The 18507-nt window shown below is 42.8% G+C and carries 11 protein-coding genes; all 11 read left to right on the forward strand.

Annotated elements, in window-relative coordinates; all coding sequences use genetic code 11:
• Window positions 1-159 precede the first annotated feature (159 nt).
• The 11 genes from BFS30_RS22250 (at window position 160) to ligD (ending at window position 18505) form a co-directional block, all read left to right on the forward strand.
• Complete coding sequence (locus BFS30_RS22250; RefSeq protein WP_069381299.1) at window positions 160-1233, forward strand: sensor histidine kinase; 1074 nt, start codon at window positions 160-162, stop codon at window positions 1231-1233.
• Between the two features lie 186 nt (window positions 1234-1419).
• A complete protein-coding gene (locus tag BFS30_RS22255) occupies window positions 1420-2448 on the forward strand; it encodes a chemotaxis protein CheB (protein ID WP_069381300.1) in 1029 nt (342 codons plus the stop codon).
• 74 nt (window positions 2449-2522) lie between these two features.
• The gene (locus tag BFS30_RS22260; RefSeq protein WP_069381301.1) at window positions 2523-6572 is read left to right on the forward strand and encodes a CheR family methyltransferase; all 4050 of its coding nucleotides are present in this window, start codon (window positions 2523-2525) and stop codon (window positions 6570-6572) included.
• Between the two features lie 139 nt (window positions 6573-6711).
• On the forward strand, window positions 6712-7122 hold the full coding sequence (locus BFS30_RS22265; RefSeq protein WP_069381302.1) for a response regulator: 411 nt from the start codon (window positions 6712-6714) through the stop codon (window positions 7120-7122).
• Between the two features lie 137 nt (window positions 7123-7259).
• Window positions 7260-7910: a response regulator transcription factor gene (locus tag BFS30_RS22270; RefSeq protein WP_069381303.1), complete on the forward strand. Its 651-nt coding sequence runs from the start codon at window positions 7260-7262 to the stop codon at window positions 7908-7910.
• 49 nt (window positions 7911-7959) lie between these two features.
• Window positions 7960-9057 (forward strand): ATP-binding protein, encoded by a 1098-nt coding sequence (locus BFS30_RS22275; protein ID WP_069381304.1) that lies wholly within the window; start codon window positions 7960-7962, stop codon window positions 9055-9057.
• Window positions 9058-9176: 119 nt separating this feature from the next.
• Entirely contained in the window at window positions 9177-12644 is a 3468-nt protein-coding gene (locus BFS30_RS22280; RefSeq protein ID WP_083252189.1) for a PAS domain-containing protein, read from the forward strand.
• Window positions 12616-13008: a response regulator gene (locus BFS30_RS22285; protein ID WP_069381306.1), complete on the forward strand. Its 393-nt coding sequence runs from the start codon at window positions 12616-12618 to the stop codon at window positions 13006-13008. Before BFS30_RS22280 ends, BFS30_RS22285 begins: the two co-directional genes overlap by 29 nt.
• Window positions 12977-14080, forward strand: coding sequence for a glycoside hydrolase family 130 protein (locus BFS30_RS22290; protein WP_335645341.1), 1104 nt, complete (start codon window positions 12977-12979; stop codon window positions 14078-14080). Before BFS30_RS22285 ends, BFS30_RS22290 begins: the two co-directional genes overlap by 32 nt.
• Before the next feature lie 25 nt (window positions 14081-14105).
• Window positions 14106-15677, forward strand: a complete 1572-nt coding sequence (locus BFS30_RS22295) for an FAD-dependent oxidoreductase (RefSeq protein WP_069381307.1) — start codon at window positions 14106-14108, stop codon at window positions 15675-15677.
• Between the two features lie 68 nt (window positions 15678-15745).
• Complete coding sequence (gene ligD / locus BFS30_RS22300) at window positions 15746-18505, forward strand: DNA ligase D (RefSeq protein ID WP_069382615.1); 2760 nt, start codon at window positions 15746-15748, stop codon at window positions 18503-18505.
• Window positions 18506-18507: the final 2 nt, after the last annotated feature.

An 18507-nucleotide genomic window follows, 5' to 3' on the forward strand; every position in this document is an offset into this window, starting at 1 on the left:
CTTCTTAGAGCAGATCATGGAAGCTTTAAATCATTTACAGCGTTTTGACAACTTAATCGTAACCCACAGTTAAAAAACAAACAATGATGCTGCGTATTTGTTAACATAGTTGATGTAGCGTTAAACGTTACTTTTTGATAGCTAATTATCCGCCTCGAAATGCAAAGTAAAAACGAACAAATCAGTACATTAATAGAAATTAATGAAGAACTGGAAAATTATTTCAGCAATACCATTATACCTCAACTCTTCGTGGATGCAGAGCTAAGATTACGAAAATTTACCCCGCCAGCGATGAAGCAATTTGACCTGAAGGACGAATTCATCGGCAGGCATTTAGAAGAAATCCGGGAAAATTTCAGGTTTCCAACGATCATTGATAACATTCGATTAGTGATCGACACAGGGACAATCCTGGAGAAAGAAATTCAAACCACGGATATGCGTTGGTATCAGATGAATATACTCCCATATTTGATACGAAAGGAAAACAAGACCGACGGTGTGATCATTACGTTTGTAGACATCACCTCACGTATCAGAGATCTGAAAGAACAGGAGAAGCTGATCACCGAACATGAACTGTTGCTGGACACGATTGCACACGACATTAAAAATCCATTACTGGCACTTGGACTAACCATTCAAATGCTTAAAAGGTTACCCGAGAAAAGTATGGAAAAATATCCTATCCTGCTCGGAAATGTCGAAAACAGCTTGTTGCAGATGAAGAAAGTTGTAAACGATCTGGTTGATTCCCGCTGGGAAAAGCACAAATACCAACCTGGAACAGAATTGTTGGATCTACAGAATATTATTGAAGATGTAAGGCTTACCCTCGCTCCTCAAATCCTTGAAACAAAAGCAACAATAAAACAAGAAATTCAGATTTCGGAACTCTCATTTGCCAGGCGTAAACTTCGCAGTGTTATTTATAACCTGATAAACAATGCAATCAAGTACACTCCGCCAGAACGTAGCCCCGAGATCCTGATAAAATCCTATAAAGATGACGAATACATCGTGATCAGTGTTTCTGATAATGGTATCGGTATGAACAAGGAAGAACTGGAATCTATATTCGATAAATTTACCCGGGTCAGGTTATCATGTGAAGGATCGGGGGTCGGACTTTATCTGGTCAATACTATTGTCTCAACAGCAGGCGGGAAAATCTCCGTTCAAAGTGAACCAGGCAAAGGATCCGTTTTCAATGTATTTTTAAAAGTTTAAAATAAAGCACAATAAATCGCCTGAAACCAGATCGTCAAAAGGTTCCGTATCAACGCAATTTGATATTTTGTAGGTTTATAAAACAGTTTTATTTTTAAACTGTTAGTCCGTAATGTATAAACAGCCTGTCTGAATACTTGTATTTAGTATATCCCTTATTAATTATAACACGTCTAATATTGCATTATGGAAAAAAGGAATATTGTCGTGATCGGTGGATCTACCGGCGGCTTTGAAGCGTTTAAAAGAATAGTGCAGGGCCTGCCACCTGATCTGGATGCTTCTATTTTTATCGTGTGGCACATGAGTCCGAATATTCGTGGCATACTGCCTGAAGTTTTGAATAAACTGAATACGATAAAGGCTGCCCATGCTTACGACAATGAGCTCATCGTGTCTAACCGGATATATGTGGCGCCTCCGGACCATCATTTGCTGATTGAAGAGGGACGTGTAAGAGTAACACACGGGCCTAAAGAAAATCGATTCCGGCCAGCAGTTGACCCTTTGTTTCGTTCAGCTGCATATGCCTATGGGAAACGGGTAATTGGTGTTGTCTTATCTGGAGGTCTTGATGACGGAACAGCAGGACTTTGGCGTATAAAATTTAGCGGTGGCCTGGCGGTGGTTCAGGACCCGAATGATGCGGAAGTTGCTTCCATGCCGGAGAATGCCCTGCGCGAAGTAGAGATTGACTATTGTGTGGCTCTGGACGATATGCCGGCGTTACTAGTCAAGTTATCACAAGAGGTCATTGGAAGTACAGAAATCATGAAAGATGAAAAAACAAAAATAGAAATCAACATTGCCGCCGAAGAGAATGCGTTAAAACAAGGTTCTTTAAATATAGGGGTACTGTCGCCTTATACTTGCCCGGAATGTCATGGCGTGTTATCAAAAATTATGGATGGTGACCTTAGCCGTTTTCGCTGCCATACCGGTCATGCCTATTCTGCGGATACCCTTATGGCAAGCGTTACCGAAAAAATTGAGGATAGTTTATATAGTGCAGTGAGGGGCATGGATGAAAGTATATTGTTGTTGAATCATATTGGTGATCATTATGCGGAAGCCAATCAGCCCAAACTGGCTGCTGTATATTTTAAAAAAGCAAAAGAAGCAGAGGGACGTTCAAATCTGGTTCGTAAAGCAGTACACAGCCATGAACAGCTCAGTAAAATCAAGTTACTGAAGGATGCTGAAGATGAGGCTTAATTAGGTACTGTATAATTAAAAATCTTCTGATAATCGATTTATCTTAAAACATTAACTATCCTTGTTGTCATTATATGAAAAAGGTCGCTAAACATAAAGGAAAACTAAGCCCGGTCGAGCAGTTACAGGAAAAGCCAAAGGAATTTTTAATCGTTGGCATTGGTGCATCCGCAGGTGGCATACAGGCAATGCAGGAATTTTTCCGTATGGTGCCCGAAAATTCAAACCTGGCTTACGTTGTCATACTTCATTTATCTCCAGATCATGACAGTCAGCTGGCAAGTGTGCTACAACAGGAAACCACAATACCCGTATTGCAGGTAACAGAAAAAACCGTCATTAAGCCTGATCATATTTATGTGGTACCGCCCGACCGCCATCTGACCATAGAAGATGATTATATAGCTGTATTGCCAAATTTGAACATAGAAGAACGTAGGGCGCCTGTTGATATTTTCTTTCGCTCACTCGCAGACCAGCACGGGCCGAGAGCAATCAGTGTCATATTATCGGGTACTGGTGCAAATGGATCTATGGGTTTGAAACGTATCAAAGAGCGGGGGGGGGCAACCTATGTTCAAAATCCTCGTGAAGCGGAATTTAACGAAATGCCGAGGAATGCCATTGCTACCGATTTAGTAGATGATGTACTGAATGTGGGAGAAATACCGTCCCGTATCATTGCTTATCGGGATAGCATCGGAACTGTGGAGATCATTGAGGAAGCTGAAAAACAGCCCGAGCCCCAACAACCGGCACTCCGCGAAATATTCACCCAGCTCAGGGTTCGTACGGGCCATGATTTTTCCAATTATAAACGTCCAACCTTATTGCGTCGTATTGAGCGACGGATTAATATACATAACCTGCCAGACCTGGCTTCCTATATTGCTTTTTTGCAGGGACATCCTGATGAAACCCAGGCCTTACTGAAAGACCTGCTGATCTCAGTAACAAACTTTTTCCGGGATGCAAAAGCTTTTAATGGTCTGGAGGAGGGGATACTGCCGGGCATCTTTGCTGGTAAAACATCGGAAGACCAGGTACGTATTTGGGTGGCTGGCTGTGCTACAGGTGAAGAAGCTTATTCCATTGCCATGCTTTGTGCTGAACAGGCCGCTACCATTTTTGACGCCCCAAAAGTGCAAATCTTTGCCAGCGATATCGACGAAGCGGCGATTGCGACAGCCAGGGAAGGACTGTATACGCTTAATGATGCCGCAGATGTTTCTCCGGAGCGTTTAAGGCAGTTTTTTAACCGAGATGGAGATGGTTATAGGGTGCGTCGGGAAATTAGAGAAATGATCCTTTTTGCCCATCATAATTTTTTAAAAGATCCCCCTTTTTCAAAACTTGACCTGGTTACCTGTCGCAATGTACTTATTTACCTCAACAGCACTGCCCAGGAAAGGGTGCTGGAGACGTTTCATTTTGCTTTGAGGCCACAAGGTTACCTTTTTCTAGGTTCTTCTGAATCAGTGAATGGCACTGACCTTTATACTATAAATAACCGTGATCACCATATTTTCCAGGCGAGAGAAGTCACGCCCAGAAGCTATCCGGTACCCGAGTCTGTGCCTCAGTTTAATTTTCCTAAAATCGACACTTTTCAAAAGCAAGATGAAAGAGAGGGGCGTAACCCACGCGTGTCTTTTGGAGAACTCCACCAGAAAATGCTGGAACAATATGCTCCGCCATCGGTAGTAGTCAATGAGGAATATGAAATCGTGCACATGACGGAAAGGGCCGGTAAATATTTTGAATTTGCTGGCGGTGAGCCAACCCAGAATCTGCTGAAATTGATTCGTCCGCAAATAAGATTAGAGTTACGGTCTGCACTTTACCAGGCGGTGCAAAGTAAGACGGTGATAGAAGCCCGTAATATTAAAGTGACCGTGGACGGTGAACAACAATCACTAGACATCCAGGTGCGGCCAACGCTGGAAGCCAGGGACATTGCGAAAGGCTTTATTCTGATTATTTTTAAACCTGGTATGGAGGCTTTTAAGGAAAGTGCAACCGTGAAAGTTGCGTCGGATGAACCCTTTGCCAGACAACTTGAAGAGGAACTAATAGGCGTAAAAGCGCAGCTTCGCAGCTCTATAGAACAACACGAATACCAGGCCGAGGAACTGAAAGCATCAAATGAAGAACTGCAGGCGATGAATGAAGAATTACGTTCGGCCGCCGAAGAGCTTGAAACAAGCAAAGAAGAGTTACAGTCTATCAATGAAGAGCTACGTACAGTAAATCAGGAGCTTAAAGTGAAGATTGAAGAGATCGGAGTTGCCAGTAACAACCTTCAAAACCTGGTGAATTCCGCAAACGTTGGTACGATCTTCCTGGATAGAAATTTTGCGATACGCCTGTTTACACCGGCGATCCTGGATATATTCAATCTGAAGATCAGTGACTATGGCCGGCCAGTTACTGATATTACCAATAAATTGCAGTACGATGGCTTGCTCAAGGATGCCGAAACTGTGTTGGAAAAACTTACAGCAGTGGAGCGCGAGGTGACCACAATTGATAACCGTTTTTTCATGATGCGGTTATTGCCTTACCGTACTGCTGAGGACCGTATTAACGGCGTTGTAGTTACATTTTTTGACATTACTGCACGACGGGAATCGGAGGAAGCTTTGCGTCGGGCAGAAGAAAAATACCGCTTGCAACTGGAACAGAAAGTGGCTGACCGCACCCGTGAATTGCGGGAAAACTACGCTTTACTGCAAACAATTTATGACACCACCCTGATCGGTATGTCAGTCTTCGCGCCAATTAGAAATGCAAAACAAGAAGTTACGGATTTCAAGGTGATCAGTGTCAATAAAAAAATGGAACAGGCTTATGGAATTAAGAACATGAATGGACAACTATACAGTGAGTTGTTTCCAGACCCTGTACAAATCGGTTTGTTTAACTTAATGATTAAAACCATTGAAACCGGTGAGCCTGGGCAAATGGAATATAAATATACTTTTGAGGGCGTTGACAGCTGGTATTCTACTATGTTGGTCAAAGGTGAAGATGTGCTGGTAAGTACCAATCTGGATATCACGGAACGAAAGCGCTTAGAGGAAAAGCGATTGAGGGCGTTTGCGCTTTTGCAACAATCTGAAGAGTTGGCGGGAATTGGTACCTGGGACTATGACCTGATAACTGGTGATTTTACCGGGTCTGACCGGATATATAGTCTTTTCAATTTGCCTAAAGGAAAAGCGTTAAGCCCGGATATCTACCTGGAGCATGCAACAGAAGCATGTCGCGCTAAAGCCGAACAGTTATTGGCTCATTTACGGGCGGGAGATGAAGATTTTGAGGAAACAATAGAAATCGATGTCAGCGGAGAGATCAAGATCGTACATTTAAAAGCAACAGTCTTAAAAGATGACCTGGGCAATCCTGTTCGTGTGCTAGGCGTAGATATGGACATTACCGCAACGCAGGAAGCTGAACGCAAGCTGCGACAGATGGAAATCCAGCAGCAGCAGGAGATATTGCAGGTAATTCTGTCAACGCAGGAAGAAGAACGGCGCAGAATTTCAGAGAGTTTACATAATGGAGTCGGTCAGATACTCTACGGTACCCGGGTAGCGATGAATAACCTGACCGTTCAGATGGCCGTTGAAAAACCTGACAAATTTAACGAGTACAAAGCATATACGGCTGATTTGCTATCAACGTCTATCAAAGACATCCGCCGTATATCGCACGATCTCATGCCAACGGTATTGGCAGAATTCGGCCTCAAGGCTGCGATTAAGGAGGTATGCGAGCAACTGCAAAATGGCATTCAATTTGATTATCAAGTGTCACTCGGACCGATTAAACTAGATAATTTTCTGGAATTGGCAGTGTTTCGCACCGTACAGGAATTGATGATCAACGTTGTTAAGCATTCCAAAGCTACAAGTGCGACTGTTGAAGTTACTGCTGATGGAGGTGAGGTGCTCATCTTGGTAATCGACAATGGACAGGGAATGCCGGTAGATCAGGAGGAGAAACCAGGTATGGGTCTGCGGTCGATCCGGAATAAGGTTGACCTGCTGAAAGGCAGTTTAGATATTCAGTCCCTAGCGGGAAAAGGCACAAAAATTAAAGTGCGCCTCCCACATAAATAGCCCGGAATTCATATCTGTTCAGAACTGAGCGAGGTAATGTATGATATAAAATAAGGTAGATATCCCAGGCAAATCACGTATTTTGTACAGAATTATTGTCGTCTAAATTGGGTATTTTAGATTACTCAATCCCTACATTATGCAAGTACAGATAAAATCTGATTTTCTGGATACGGCTAAGCGAAAAATTTTTGTTATAGAAGATGACAATGGATTAGCCGAATTTATGCAGCTTTTTTTTGATATCTCTGGGTATCGTTATCGGATTATAGGTAAAACGGAGAATATATTACCGCTGATTGATGAATTCAAACCGGATCTCGTAATTTTGGATTATATGTTACCTGAAATTAATGGAGGCGAGATTTGCGCTCAGATAAAGAATAATATCGGCACTCATTATGTTCCGGTTCTTATCTTCTCAGCTTATCCAGGGGTTTTATACTCCCTGGGGGACTGTGGTTATGATGCTTTTTTGGCAAAACCCTTTGAACTGAACGATCTTGAAAAAATAATTGAAACATTGGCTGGAAGGATGCATCTTATATAATACTTTAATTAAGGATCGTTATACCAATAAATGAAATCACGTATAACTACGTTGGGTACCGTATTTATACGTAAACAAAATTGGTAGTTAACACAGAACATTTTGAGTAAAAATGTGTTCTTAATGATAAAAGACAAATGATTAATATACTTCTTGCTGAGGATCACAATGTTGTCCGAAATGGACTCAAAATGTTGCTGGAAGCTGACAAAGATCTTAATATAACTGGCGAGGCGATCAACGGACAGCAAGTCCTGGACCTTTTGGAAGGTAGTGATCAAGTTGACGTGGTTTTATCTGATATTAATATGCCGCTAGTGGATGGGATTTCTCTGATCACAGAACTCAAAAATCGCGGATGCAAAGCTAAAGTTATTATATTGACGATGCACGAAAATGAGCAATATGTGCATGAGGCTTTCCGTGAGGGCGCTTTTGGTTACCTGATGAAGAGTGCAAAAGAAGAAGAACTCGTTTATGCAATTAAGCATGTTTATTCAGGTGGTTATTATTTGTGTTCAGAACTGGCTATGATTATGTTAAAAAAGAACATGCATAGTACTTTGCATCTTCAACCAAAAGAACCCCTGGATATTGATTTTACTGAGCGGGAAATAGAAGTTTTACAACTGATTGCAGAGGGACTAACCAATCAACAGATGTCAGATAAGTTGTTTTTAAGTAAACGGACGATCGAAGGACACCGGCAAAGTTTGATCGATAAAACCGAGGCGCCTAATACCGCGGGGTTGATCAGTTTCGCGTTGCGAAACGGTGTGATTGACTAAATCAGCTATTAAGATTATGAACACAACACAGATATCCAGTTAATTTTCTATGCCAAATAAAAATGAACAAATCAGCACATTGATTGAGCTGAATGAAGAGTTGGAAAATTACTTCAGCAACACAATCATACCGCAACTCTTTGTGGATGCACATCTGATACTCAGAAAATTTACGCCACCAGCTATGCGGCAGTTCAAGCTTAAACATGAATTTATCGGAATGCATCTTGAAGATATTAAAGAGAACTTCAGGTTTCCAACTATCATAGAAAATATTAAGGTTGTTATCGCCACAGGTAAAATTCTGGAAAAAGAAATCCAGACTAATGATCTGAGATGGTATCAGATGAATATACTACCCTATATCATCCGGAAAGAAAATAAAACCAATGGCGTTATCATCACATTTGTGGATGTTACTCCCCGTATCAGGGATCTCAAGGAGCAGGAAAGGCTGATTGCTGAACATGAACTTTTGTTGGATACCATAGCCCATGATATTAAAAATCCGCTGCTGGGACTTAGTCTTACGGTTCAGGTACTTAAAAGATTACCTGAAAAGAGCATGGAAAAATTTCCGGTGCTATTGAGAAATGTTGAGAATAGTTTAACGGATATAAAGAAAGTGGTAAACGATCTGGTCGATTCCCGCTGGGGTCACCAGCGGTACCAATCGGCAGAAGAATTGGTGGATTTGCAAAATATACTGGAGGATGTAAGGCTGACTTTGGCCCCACAGATTCTGGAATCCGGAGCAATAATCAAAGAAGATCTGGCGATTTCTGAAATTACTTTTATTCGCCGCAAGCTGCGTAGTGTGATTTACAATTTGTTAAATAACGCGATTAAGTATACTCCGGCAGAACGTCATCCCGAAATTCTGATAACATCATACGAACAGGATGGTTTTATGGTGATTAGTGTTACTGACAATGGGATTGGGATTAGTGAAGAAGATCAGAAATTAATTTTTGAAAAATTTCAAAGGTTAAGATTAACTGTTGATGGATCGGGTGTTGGATTGTACCTGGTCAATACGATAGTATTGAGCTCCGGGGGTAAAATAATCGTGGAGAGCGAGCTGGGTAAGGGATCAGTTTTTAAAGTGTTTTTAAAAATGGATAAAGGCCTGCCGGCGTCGGTATAAGTACGCATAGGATGTACAAATACGTATAATTGAGATTCTTATAACATTCTACGATACCAGCTGTTAAGGTTTAATATGTGTCATATGAAATGTTGTGTTGAGATAGATAAAATTAGCTAATGGATATTTCTACCGAAATTCTGGATCTTATTCCCCTGGCATGTTGTCACTTTGATCGGACTAGTGTTTTAACGTATGTTAATGCGCAGGCGTTACACCTTTTTTGCAAAAGCCATGAAGAGTGTGTCGGTAGAAAGCTCTCTGATATATTTCCGGTAAGTTTGGCTGAGCTATGTTCGAGCGCGCTGGATACCGCCTTGTTCCAGGGAATTGTAGCCGAAACGGATTTTATATCGCCCGTAACAGATCGATGGGTAAGACTAACAGCGGCTCCTGGAAGTAATGGAGTTGTAATGTCCTTTGTAGATATCCATGACCTTAAATTTGCTGAATACGCAGATCATCAGTTTAAGCTTCTTGTAACAGCCGGTTCTAATATCGTGTACCGGATGAGTGCGGATTGGACACGGATGTACCATCTGAAAGGCAAAAATATGCTTGTTGACACTGAAAAGGTCACTGGAAATTGGATGGATAAATATATTCCTGAAACGGACCAGCTTCTGGTCAGAGCATGCATCGCCCAGGCTATTGAATCCAAGAGTATTTTTGAGCTGGAGCATCAGGTCATACAAGCTGATGGATCCCTGGGATGGATTTATTCCCGTGCCGTTCCTGTTTTCGATAGCCAGGACCAGATTACAGAATGGCTGGGTGCAGTAAGTGATATTACCATGCGTAAGAAGGGCGAGCACGCTCTACGCGAATCACAGAAGAGCTTTAAAATTTCTGCTGCAAAATATCTTTCTCTATTTAATTCTATTGATCAGGGATTTTGTGTGATTAAAGTACTTTTTGATGGTAATCAAAAGGCTACAGATTATCAATTCCTTGAAATAAATCCCGCTTTTGAAGCCCAAACGGGTTTAAAAGACATAATTGGCAAATATATGCGGGAACTTGCTCCCGATCATGAAGAGCATTGGTTTCGTAACTATGGAAAAGTAGCACTAGATGGGATGCCAATACGTTTTGAGGCCGAAGCAGTAGCTTTAAAACGTTGGTTTGATGTTTATGCATTTGCAATTGATGAGCCGGAAAAACATCATGTAGCGATATTGTTTAATGACATTACGGCTAGAAAAGAAATAGAAGATAAGCAAACTTTTTTGCTCAAATTGAGTGACGCACTTCACCCTTTAGCAGATCCAAAAAAAACAGTGTCAGTTGCCATGCAGTTACTTGCCGTCCATCTTGGCTTATCGCGGGCACAATATTATGAAATAGAATCCAAGGATGAATACCTGACCTCCAGAGGTGGCTACACGGATGGTAAATCATTGATTAGCAAATCCCTGCAGGTGAATGAGTTTGGTGTTGATGCTAAAAAAACATTTCTTGCGGGTCAAACCATGAGCGTAAGAGGTATTGAATCATTAGTTGGTGTTCCCGTTGTTAAAGACGGTCGGCTTGTAGCTGTTCTTGGGCTTTATCACAAGGTTTCACATGACTGGTCGGCTCACGAGATTGCTCTTGCTGAAGAAACGGCCCAGCGTACCTGGGCAGCTTTCGAACGTGCTAAAATAGAAGAAGTGTTGCGTAAAACTGAATTGCGGCTTTATACTGTATTACAACAGGCTCCGATTGCAATAGCCATTTCTGGGTCCAGTGGTGAAATTTTGTTTCGCAATCGGGTATTTGATGAATTATGGGGCCGCCCGGCCCATGAAACCACTGCCAGATTGTATAGCGATTTTTATCAGGGATTTCATTTGGATGGGAAAGCTATTGTTTCTGAAGATTGGCCAGGATCGCGTGCAGTTCTGGAAGGAAAAGTAATTGATGGCGAGGTACTGGAAATTGTGCGCCAAAATGGGGAGCATATATTTTGCGCCTTTAATGCTGCCCCCATCCGGGATGAGCAGGGGAGTATCACCGGTGGGGTGGTGCTGTTTCGTGATGTTAGTGTAGAACGCAGTGTCGAAGCTGCTTTGCGTGCCAGCGAAGAGAAATACAGGAATGAACTGAAAAAGGAAGTTGCTGACCGCACACGGGAACTCCAGGAGAATTATGCTCTGTTGCAAACTATTTATGATACTAACCTGGTTGGTATGTCGGTCTTTGCGCCGGTAAGAGATAACCTTGAGGAGATTGTTGATTTTCAGATTCTTATGGTCAATAAACTGATCGTTAGTGCTACCGGACGTGATGATATGGTGGGAAAATTGTATGCTGAATTATTCCCTGGGGTAAAGCAAATGGGCCTTTTTGATTTGATGGTTAAAACTTTCAAAACGGGAGAACATGGAAAGATGGAGTACCACTATGCCTATGATGGTATTGACCGGTGGTATTCTACGATGTTTGTGAAAGGGGAGGATATTCTGGTCAGTACCAATCTTGATATCACCGAAAGGGTAAAAGCCGAAGAAGAGCGGTTCAGAAACTATTTGCTATTGCAGCAGTCCGAAGACCTGGCGCAAGCCGGGAGTTGGGACTTTGATTTGCTGAGCGGGGCACTTAGTTGGTCTGACGGCATGTACAGGCTTTTTAATTTGCAAAGAGGTGTTGAGGTTAGACCAGAAGTATACCTTGATTTTGCTACACCTGAATGCCTGCCTGCTGCACAGCGGATTGTAGACCACTTGCGTAATGGCGATCGGGATTTTGAGGAAACACTGGAGATTCAGGTTAATGAAAACGCTACTGTTTTACATATTAAAGCTAATGCAGTTAAAAATGAAAATGGAGATTCCGTGCGTGTGCTGGGTGTGAATATGGATATTACAGCAACTCGTGAAACCGAACGCAGGCTGCGACTTTTGGAAGCAAGGCAGCAGCAGGAGATTTTTCAGGTCACTTTGAATACCCAGGAACAAGAACGTCGGCGGGTTTCGGAGAGTTTGCATAATGGTCTTGGTCAGTTGTTGTATGGAACAAAACTGAGCTTAAATTACCTGACGCCTGAAACAGCCATTGAAAATACGGAAAAGTATATACAGGCCAAACATTATACTCAGGACTTATTAGCGGAAGCTATAAAAGAGACGCGCCGTATTTCTCATGAGCTTATGCCAACGGTTTTGGCTGAATTCGGACTGAAGGCTGCGATAAAAGAAGTTTGTAGTCAGTTACAGAGTGGTGTTCGGTTTAACTGTACGGTATCTTTAGGAGATTTTAAATTAGATAATTACCTGGAGCTTGCGGTTTTCAGAACAGTGCAGGAATTGATGATTAATGTGGTAAGACATGCAAATGCAAGCCAGGCTACAGTTATAGTAAATGCCAAAGATAACGAAGTAAGGGTTTATGTTAAAGATAATGGGCGGGGAATGGCGATTAAAGCCGATGGCAAGCAGGGAATCGGTCTCTCTTCTATCCGTAATAAAGTTGAGCTGCTCAAGGGAACGATTTCAATCAAAGGCAAGTCAACATCAGGCACTGTGGTGGATGTCTGTTTCCCAATTTATAATTCCAATCAAATAAAAAAAGAAACTCATGGTGAAGATATTACTAGTCGAAGATAATGAAGTCATCAGGGCAACCATATCCGATTTAATCGGAATGGAAGACAATTTTAGCGTGGAAGGACAGGCTGCTAACGGGAAAATTGCTCTGGCGCTCATCCAGGACGGTTTGACTGTCGACATTGTCATTACGGATCTCAATATGCCTGAAATGGATGGGATTGAACTCACACAAAATATTATAGCCATGAATAAGGATATTAAAGTAATTATTTTGACGATGCATGATAAACAAACCTATCTGGACCGGGCTTTTGCTGCCGGTGCCAAAGGATATCTGCTTAAAAATGGAGACATGGACGAACTTTATTCGGCAATTGAGAAGGTGTATAATGGCGAAAGCATCATTGGATTATCAGAATAAGAACATAATGAAAGATCTGGCTAAACGTTTTCCCCAAAATCCGTTGCTGATGCCGAAAGATCTGGTCGCCAGCCGCCATGAATTGCAGATCATCAGCCTGCTGAACCCGGGTGTGTTCCGTTTTCAAGGTAAAATATGGCTGCTGGTAAGGGTGGCGGAAAGTATTGCTCAAAAAGAAGGGGTAATCTTTTTTCCGGTCATGAATGAAATGGGCCAAATGGAAATTATAGAGGTGCCGCTAAATGATCCCGACCTGGTAGCTACGGACGCGCGGATTGTAAATTATAAAGGACTGGATTATCTGACTACTGTTTCTCATCTGCGCCTTTTGGTAAGTACAGATGGAATCCATTTTTCTGAACCGGAAACCTGCGAGGCTGCCTTATTTGGTTGCGGAGAGCTAGAACGTTATGGTATAGAGGATTGTCGGGTGAGCCAGATCGGAGAGGATTACTACCTGACTTATACGGCTGTATCTGAGAACGGAGTTGGGGTAGGACTAAGAGTCACCCGGGATTGGCGTCAATTTGAATTTAAAGGTATGATCCTGCCACCTCACAATAAGGATGTAGCAATTTTTGAAACGCAGATTGCGAGTAAATTTTATGCCTTACACAGGCCCAGCAGTAAGGAAATTGGCGGCAATTACATCTGGCTTTCAGAGTCGCCGGACGGTTTGCACTGGGGTAATCATAAATGCCTGATTAAATCGCGTCCGGGATTTTGGGATAGTGAAAGGGTCGGTGCCGGAGCAGCACCAATCCGAACGCCGTACGGCTGGCTGGAAATTTATCATGGAGCCAATGCAGCACAGCAATATTGTCTGGGTGCGTTTTTAATGCAGCTGGAAGATCCAGCAATTGTCATTGCAAGAACCAATGATCCGATCATGGTGCCTACCGAAAAATATGAGCTGAGCGGTTTTTTTGGCTATGTGGTCTTTACAAATGGACATGTGGTGGACGGTGATCAGTTAACTGTTTATTACGGTGCCGCTGATGAGTTTGTTTGCGGAGCCTATTTTTCAATCAACAAAATCTTAAGGGCAATGGGCTTTGGACCATTGCTATAACGCAAATTATTTATACCCTAAATTGATGATGATGGAAAACAATAAAGATAGTTCTTTTTTGAGAGATAGTGTCAGTAAGAGTGTCTGGCAGGGAACTGCGAATTTTAACGGGGTTAAGCAAGCTACCGGTGTGCTGGAATCCGGCAAAATATATGATTGTCTGATTGTTGGCGCGGGAATTACCGGGATTACAACAGCTTTACTATTGCAGCGTTCGGGATTATCATGCGTGATTGCGGAGGCTCAGGAACCGGGGTTTGGAACAACTGGCGGTACTTCCTCGCATTTGAACACTTTCTTTGATGCTACTTATCCTGAAGTGGAAAGTGACTTCGGGGAGGAATCGGCTAAACTGCTCGCCCGTGGAGGGAAGGAGGCTTTTAGTATGATTGAGGGGTTTGTCAGAACGCTAAAAATAGATGCTGAGCTGGAAGGTAAGTCGGCATGGCTTTATGCGGAAAATGAGAAAGAAAGTAAACAGTTACAAAAGATCCTGGAGGCTTCCCAGCGCGCTGGGGTTTCTGTGGAACCTGATGGTGAAAACTTGGTGCCCGTTCCTTTTGACTCAGTGATCTGTTTCAAGGGACAGGGGCAGTTTCACCCTCTAAAATATATCCATGGATTGTTGGAAGAATTTATTAAGCTCGGGGGTGTACTGGTGAATCATACTTTAATTCGGGAGAGTAGTTTTGAAGACGGTATCTATACCGCAAATTCTGATTCAGTCTCTATCCGCGCGAAGAAGCTGTTTTATGCTACACATATTCCACCAGGAGTAAATCTGATGAGTTTGAGGAATGCTCCTTACCGTAGTTATGTGCTCGGCCTGAAATTGAAGGATGAGAATTATCCCGATGGCCTGGCTTATGATATGCAGGAGCCTTATCATTATTTCCGTACGCATACGATAGACGGACAACCCTATTTGATTGTAGGCGGTGAAGATCATAAGACCGGTCATGGTGATCCGGAGTTGGCTTTTCGGGAGCTGGAAGAGTATGTACGTCAATATTATGAAGTGGAATCAGTTTCTTACCGCTGGTCTGCGCAGTATTATATTCCCGTGGATGGATTGCCCTATATCGGACAACTACCTGGTGCTGCTGAAGGTACCTATATCGCTACCGGTTTTAATGGAAACGGGATGATGTTTGGTACGCTATCAGCGAAGATCATTGCTGATCTGGTTCTGGGAAATGAAAACGAGTATACCAGTTTATTTAGTCCATCCCGTATGAAACCTGTAGCGGGTTTTACTGAATTTGTGAAGGAAAATGCGGATGTGGCCTGGCATTTTATTGCCGACCGGTTTTCCGCCGGGCAGCTGCCGGCCTTGAGCGACCTACAATCTGGCGAGGGAAGAATAGTGGACTTTGAAGGCAAAAAAATAGCGATTTACAAGGATGAGTCTGGAAAAGTAACTGCTTTAAATCCGATATGTACACATGCTGGCTGCACCGTTCAGTTTAATACTGCTGAGCAAAGCTGGGACTGTCCTTGCCATGGAGGGAGGTTCGATGTTTTAGGAAAGGTACTCAATGGTCCGCCTACTAAAGATCTGGAAATGGTGTTGATCAGTTATGACCGGAAGTCTTAAAAAAATGTGGTGATTTATAGGGACGTAGCCCCGATTGCATAAAAATGTTAAACTTTAAATGCCTGATCATGAGTCTTGAAAAATATAATAAAAAACGTGATTTTAGTAAGACAGCTGAACCTAAGGCGGGTAAACCGAAGGCTGAAGGTAAGTTGCTGTTTGTGATTCAAAAACATGACGCTTCGCGCCTGCATTATGACTTCCGGCTGGAAATGGATGGAGTGCTGAAGAGCTGGGCGGTGCCGAAAGGACCTTCTACTGATCCTGAAAATAAAAGATTGGCGATGATGGTGGAGGATCACCCGTTTGATTATAAGAATTTTGAAGGTATTATTCCTAAGGGAGAGTATGGTGGCGGTACAGTGATCGTCTGGGATGAAGGTACTTATGAACCTTTAGAAAAAATTAAAGGAAAAAAGGCACAGGAAAAGCATTTGCTGGCACAGCTAAAGGCCGGTTCACTGAAAATTGTGCTACATGGTCAGAAACTCAAAGGAGAATATGCCCTGGTCAAAACTCAGGGTATGGGCGAGAATAGCTGGCTGATGATCAAACATAGAGATGATTACGCATCAACTACTGACATCATAAAAAAAGATAAATCTGTACTTTCTAAAAAGAGCATCGAACAGATGGAAAAGAGCAGTGATAAGGTCTGGAGAAATGGCCATGAGGAGAAGCTGAAAAAGCCTGCGAAAGCCAAGGCAAAAGTGGCTGATGAAGAGGTTGCAGCAAATTTTACTGGAAATGGCGATAGCGAAAGTATTACATCTGAACGGCTAACCCCGGATGTAAAGACTTTGCTTAAAAGGGGTAAAAAATCCAAGATTCCAATTGGTATGAAACCTATGCTGGCTACTCTGGTAGACGAGCCTTTTGATAATCCTGAATGGATTTATGAAGTGAAATGGGATGGTTACCGGGCCTTAGGTTTTAGTTTGAAAAATGGTGACGTACAGCTGTTGTCCCGCAACAATAAGCAGTTTAATGAAAAATTCTATCCTATTTTTGAATTGATGCAAAGCTGGAAAATGGACATAGCGGTTGATGGCGAGATTCTCGTGATCAATGATAAGGGTGTTTCTAACTTCGGACATTTGCAAAATTGGAGAAGTGAGGCGGATGGGGAGCTGGTTTATTATGTATTTGATTTGATCTGGTACCAGGGGAAAGATTTAACCGGACTGCCACTATCGGATCGACAGGCGATCCTGGCAGAGGTATTGCCTCAGGAGGATGACAGAATTCGGTTGAGTAAGGTATTTAAGACTAAAGGAACTGATTTTTTCCAGGCCGCGACCAAAATGGGACTGGAAGGCATTATTGCGAAAAAAGCAGATGGCCAATATTTGAAAAATAACCGGTCGTCCGAATGGCTGAAGATCAAAGTGCATCTTCGGCAGGAAGTGGTCATCGCTGGTTTTACTAAAAATGAAGGCACATCCAAGCAGTTCAGTTCCTTGTTACTGGGTGTTTATGAAAATGGACACCTGAAGTATGTGGGGAAAGTAGGGACAGGGTTTAACGATAAAGATCAGAAAGAAATGATGGCACAGTTTGAGCCATTAGTCACCGGTAAAACACCTTTTTCTGAAGAGCCGGATGTGAATAAAGCATCACGTTTTCGTCCCAATCCACCAAAGGCTAAAGCAACCTGGCTGAAACCCGAGCTGGTGTGTGAAGTGGCTTTTGCAGAAATAACCAGTGATGGTGTATTCCGTCATCCCTCTTTTCGTGGAATGCGGATAGACAAAAAGGCGAAGGAGGTAGTTAGAGAGTCGGCTGTGGAAACTAAAGCCATCATGGAAATGGAATTGCCTGATGACACAGAAACTAAACCCGTTCAGAAGGATCAGCATGCTTCGGCGATCCGGCCACCGCAGTCTACGGGTCGTAAGACCCTGCTCAATCCCAAAGACGAGACACAGGTGCGAAAGCTGAACGGACATGAGCTGAAATTCACGCATTTGAGTAAACTTTACTGGCCGGAAGATAAAGTGAGTAAGCGTGATATGTTTAATTATTACTACCAGGTGGCAGATTATATTTTACCTTACCTGAAAGACAGGCCGATGTCACTTAACCGTTTTCCAGGAGGGATTCATGGAAAAAGTTTTTACCAGAAGGACGTTAAAGGTAAGGCACCGGACTGGACGAATACTTTTCCATATACCACTAGCGAGGGGGAACACAAGGAATATCTTTTGGGTAACGATAGTGCGGCCCTGCTATGGATGGCTTCACTGGGTTGTATAGAGATGAATCCCTGGTTCTCCAGGAGCAAATCACCCGATCATCCGGATTACTGTGTGATTGATTTGGATCCGGATAAGAATACTTTTGATGAGGTGATTCGTGTTGCACAGATGGTCAAAGAAGTCTGCGACCAGATTGAGGTCCCTTGTTATGTGAAAACTTCAGGCTCTACAGGGATACACATTTACATTCCATTGGCTGCTAAGTATACCTATGATCAGTCGCAAATGTTTGCTAAGATCATTGTATCGCTGGTGCATCAGCAGGTCCCGGAATTTACCAGCATGGAAAGGATGATCGCTAACCGTAAAGGAAAAATGTATCTTGATTTTCTGCAAAACAGGCCCGGTGCTACCATTGCCGGACCTTATTCCTTAAGGCCTAAGCCCGGAGCAACGGTTTCCATGCCCTTGGATTGGGAGGAGGTAAAGCCTGGAATGACGATGAAGGATTTTACGATATTCAATGCCCTTGACCGGTTGAAAGAAACAGGCGATCTGTTTAAAGGTATTTTGGGTAATGGCATTGACCTGGCTAAAGCTATCAATAAGGCTAAGGAGGTCTTCGGATAGGG

Source organism: Pedobacter steynii, assembly GCF_001721645.1.
Taxonomy (GTDB): domain Bacteria; phylum Bacteroidota; class Bacteroidia; order Sphingobacteriales; family Sphingobacteriaceae; genus Pedobacter; species Pedobacter steynii_A.

What these genes read in the sequence shown, in the direction of transcription:
- BFS30_RS22275 (WP_069381304.1), top strand. Translation starts at nt 7,960, where the DNA reads ATGCCAAATAAAAATGAACAAATCAGCACATTGATTGAGCTGAATGAA.
- BFS30_RS22260 (WP_069381301.1), top strand. Translation starts at nt 2,523, where the DNA reads ATGAAAAAGGTCGCTAAACATAAAGGAAAACTAAGCCCGGTCGAGCAG.
- BFS30_RS22250 (WP_069381299.1), top strand. Translation starts at nt 160, where the DNA reads ATGCAAAGTAAAAACGAACAAATCAGTACATTAATAGAAATTAATGAA.
- BFS30_RS22280 (WP_083252189.1), top strand. Translation starts at nt 9,177, where the DNA reads ATGGATATTTCTACCGAAATTCTGGATCTTATTCCCCTGGCATGTTGT.
- BFS30_RS22270 (WP_069381303.1), top strand. Translation starts at nt 7,260, where the DNA reads ATGATTAATATACTTCTTGCTGAGGATCACAATGTTGTCCGAAATGGA.
- BFS30_RS22290 (WP_335645341.1), top strand. Translation starts at nt 12,977, where the DNA reads ATGGCGAAAGCATCATTGGATTATCAGAATAAGAACATAATGAAAGAT.
- BFS30_RS22255 (WP_069381300.1), top strand. Translation starts at nt 1,420, where the DNA reads ATGGAAAAAAGGAATATTGTCGTGATCGGTGGATCTACCGGCGGCTTT.
- BFS30_RS22295 (WP_069381307.1), top strand. Translation starts at nt 14,106, where the DNA reads ATGATGATGGAAAACAATAAAGATAGTTCTTTTTTGAGAGATAGTGTC.
- ligD (WP_069382615.1), top strand. Translation starts at nt 15,746, where the DNA reads ATGAGTCTTGAAAAATATAATAAAAAACGTGATTTTAGTAAGACAGCT.
- BFS30_RS22285 (WP_069381306.1), top strand. Translation starts at nt 12,616, where the DNA reads ATGGTGAAGATATTACTAGTCGAAGATAATGAAGTCATCAGGGCAACC.
- BFS30_RS22265 (WP_069381302.1), top strand. Translation starts at nt 6,712, where the DNA reads ATGCAAGTACAGATAAAATCTGATTTTCTGGATACGGCTAAGCGAAAA.